The organism is Prosthecobacter sp. (genome assembly GCF_049294395.1).
In the GTDB taxonomy this organism is placed as follows: domain Bacteria; phylum Verrucomicrobiota; class Verrucomicrobiia; order Verrucomicrobiales; family Verrucomicrobiaceae; genus Prosthecobacter.
This window is the reverse complement of record NZ_JBAQCR010000152.1, coordinates 1-3,153: the sequence shown is the minus strand read 5'-3', so window position 1 is coordinate 3,153 and position 3,153 is coordinate 1. Positions and strand designations below refer to the sequence as shown.

The window sequence follows — 3,153 nt, the reverse complement described above, 5'->3', positions numbered from 1 at the left end:
CAACGGGACTGCGCATCATAGCGAAGGGTTGCCGAGCCTCAGCGAGGCTACCCTGGTACAGGGTGCAACCCGGTTGGGAAAGCAAACCCAGCGCCTTCGCCACACCCCACGCCCACCAGCAGCGTCTGCAAGGCGCTCCGCCGCACTCACAACGTACCGCCAGCTCCCAAATCCCGTTAACTTACCAAAGCAGAACTAACTTCCGCCAGCCGTAAACACCAGCCGCATGAAGCGCCGGTTCGGATTGCCAGTCGCAAGCGAATCGCGGGCACGCCAGGTTTGCACCGGACCATCGCTCACAAGTTCCAGAGCAATAGGGCTCCACAATCCAAGGCTGTCTGTGGATTCCGCTGAGCAGCTGACGTCGGGCAAATCTTTGGGGCGCGTGAAGATCACGGTCAGACCATTGGCATCCGCGATCGGAGCGGGAGCGGCATTGCGCACCCACGGATTGGTGCCGAGCGCGTACTCGGCCAGATTCTTCAAGCCATCGCCATCGGGATCGACATCATCGGCGGCCCAACCTGCGGTGGTCTGTGTGGGGGTGAAGTGCTGCGTGCGCCAGCTTGCGGCGGACTGCCCCCTGATGGTCAGCGTGCCGCTTGCCGTGCCGCTGTAGTTGGCGTCGTTGATGCTGGCGGCAATGACATAGCTGCCATGACTGGTGGGCGCTGTGGAGGATCCGTCATAGGTGATGCTCACCGTGAGTCCGGACGGCGTGGTGGTGGCCGAAACGGTCTTCGGGCTGCCGTCATACGTTTGCAGCAGTCCGTTCAAAACAAGGCCGGCTGTCGCTTTGTCTATAACGATGCTAAAATTCTGCGTCGCCGCCGTGCCAATGCCATTGCTCGCCGTCACCGTGCCCGTGAAGGTTCCCGCCGCCGTCGGCGTCCCTGTGATCACTCCGCCCGTGCTCAGGCTCAAACCATTGGGCAAGGCTCCCGAGGTCACCGTGAAGGTCGGTGCAGGTGTGCCGCTGGCCGTGTAGGCAAAAGGGGTGTAGGCCGTGCCAAACACGCCACTCCCAGTCGGCGGCCCATTGGTGAATGCAGGCGCTTGATTCACCGTGATGCTGAAATTCTGCGTGGCCGCCGTGCCAATGCCATTGCTGGCGGTCACCGTTCCAGTGAAGGTACCCGCCGCCGTCGGTGTCCCTGAGATCACCCCTGCCGTGCTCAGGATCAAGCCGGTCGGCAACGCACCCGCAGTGACACTGAAGGTCGGCGCAGGAAATCCGGTCATGGTGTAGCTGAAGTTGTAAGGCGTATTCGCGAGCGCAGCCGGAGGCGGAGAACTCGTGATGGCAGGGGCTTGATTCACCGTGATGCTAAAATCCTGCGTGGCCGCAGCACCAATGCCATTGCTCGCGGTCACCGTGCCCGTGAAGGTACCCGCCGCCGTCGGTGTCCCTGAGATCACCCCTGCCGTGCTCAGGATCAAGCCGGTCGGCAACGCTCCCGCAGTGACACTGAAGGTCGGCGCAGGAAATCCGGTCGTGGTGTAGCTGAAGTTGTAAGGCGTATTCGCGAGCGCAGCCGAAGGCTGGGAACTCGTGATCACAGGGGCTTGATTGACGGTGACGGTGAACGTTTGCGACACCGTGCCGCCATCGAGATCCGTCGCAGTAACCGTCACGTTGGTCTGGCCGCCTGCCAGCGCATTGATCTGCACGTTCGTGCCGCTGATCGTGGCACTGGCCACGGCGGGGCTGGTATTTCCTGTCACCGCGTAACTCAGGACCGCCACCTCCGCCGCCGAGGTGATCGAAACCACCTTGGTCGTGTCCATCGCAGCGCTCGCGGAGGTCAGCGGCCAGTTGTCCATGCTCGTGGAGGTTCCGCCCAGATTCACGGAGTAGGTTGCGTTTGGCAGGTTGCCGATGGCGTCGGCAACCGTCATGCCGTTCCCCGCCACGCGCGCGAACGCGGTGAACCCTCCGTTCGCATTCGGGCTGCCGCTGTCACGGTCCAGGTTGCTGCTGTTGTTGCCCAGATTCACGAAGAACTGGTCCGTGGCGCTGTTCGGATTGCCGCCGATCTTCGCCATCGCCACGGTCCCCCGCAGGTTCGAGATCCCCGGTTCGTTGGTCGGGGAGGGGCTGGTCGGCGTCACACTAAAATTGTTCGGTGCGGACTGCACTTTGAAAGCGCCGCCCTGGGCCACGAAGCCGGGGACCGCACGATGGAACACCGCGCCATTGTAATTGTTCACCCCTGCATTCACATAGCTCAGGAAGTTCGTCACGGCCTGCGGAGTGGCCGAGTTGTACAGGATGAAGTCCATCGTCCCCAGGTTCGTGACGATGCGCACCGCCGATTCGGAGTCCGGGTCCGCGAACTTGTCCCCCAGCGCCACAGAAGTGTTCCCGCTCGCAGTCAGCGTCTGCGTCCCGATCGTCGTCGCGGAGACCGGCGCTGCGGGCGCTCGGATGACACGCAGTTGCAGCGTGTTGCTGGCCGTCCAGCCGTTCGCAAACGTGGCGGACATGGGACAGTTGAAGGCCCCCGTCACAGTGGGCGTGCCGGTGATGGCTCCCGTCGAACTGTTAAAGGTCAGGCCTGTCGGCAAACCCGTGATGCTCCATGAACTGCGAGACGATCCGGTGCTGACCACCGCCTGATACGAAAACGCCTGATTGTAAAAGATGGGCGGCGCTGTGCCGCTGGTGAAGCCGTCCTTCGTCGTCGCACTGGCAGTGTTGCTTGGGGCCGATTCGATGACCGTCGTGGATTGGTACGCGGCGGTCACCTTGAAATCATACGCAGTGCCCGCGCTCAGCCCCGTCACCGAGTAGGTCGTGGCATTCGCGGCGGCATAATTGAACAGAGTGTAGCTGCCGCTGCCGCTCAGCCGGTAATACACCGCATACCCGCCCTCGACCGCCGAGTTGTCCGTCCAGCTCAGATTCACCGTGCCTTCCGAAGCAGCCGTGGCCGTGAGACCGGTGGGGGCATTAAACAGCGTGGTGAGGGTGGCGGTGTTGGAATACCCCGTGTACGTGTAGGGAGCCGAGGCTCCTTTCCGAGCACGAACTCGAACTTCATAGCTGGTATTGGGGTCAAGAGAACCACTGAGATCGACTACTGCTATGTTGGCACCTACAGAACCAAGCAATGCGAATGAACCGCTCGGCAGTTTTCGCGTCTCAATTTC

The 3,153-nt window shown here is 62.1% G+C and carries 1 protein-coding gene; it reads right to left on the bottom strand.

Going from position 1 to position 3,153, the window contains the following annotated elements; all coding sequences use genetic code 11:
- Positions 1-195: 195 nt before the first annotated feature.
- Positions 196-3,153, bottom strand: a 2,958-nt coding sequence (locus WAW39_RS10485; protein WP_422318496.1) for a putative Ig domain-containing protein, incomplete at its 5' end; no start/stop codon positions are given.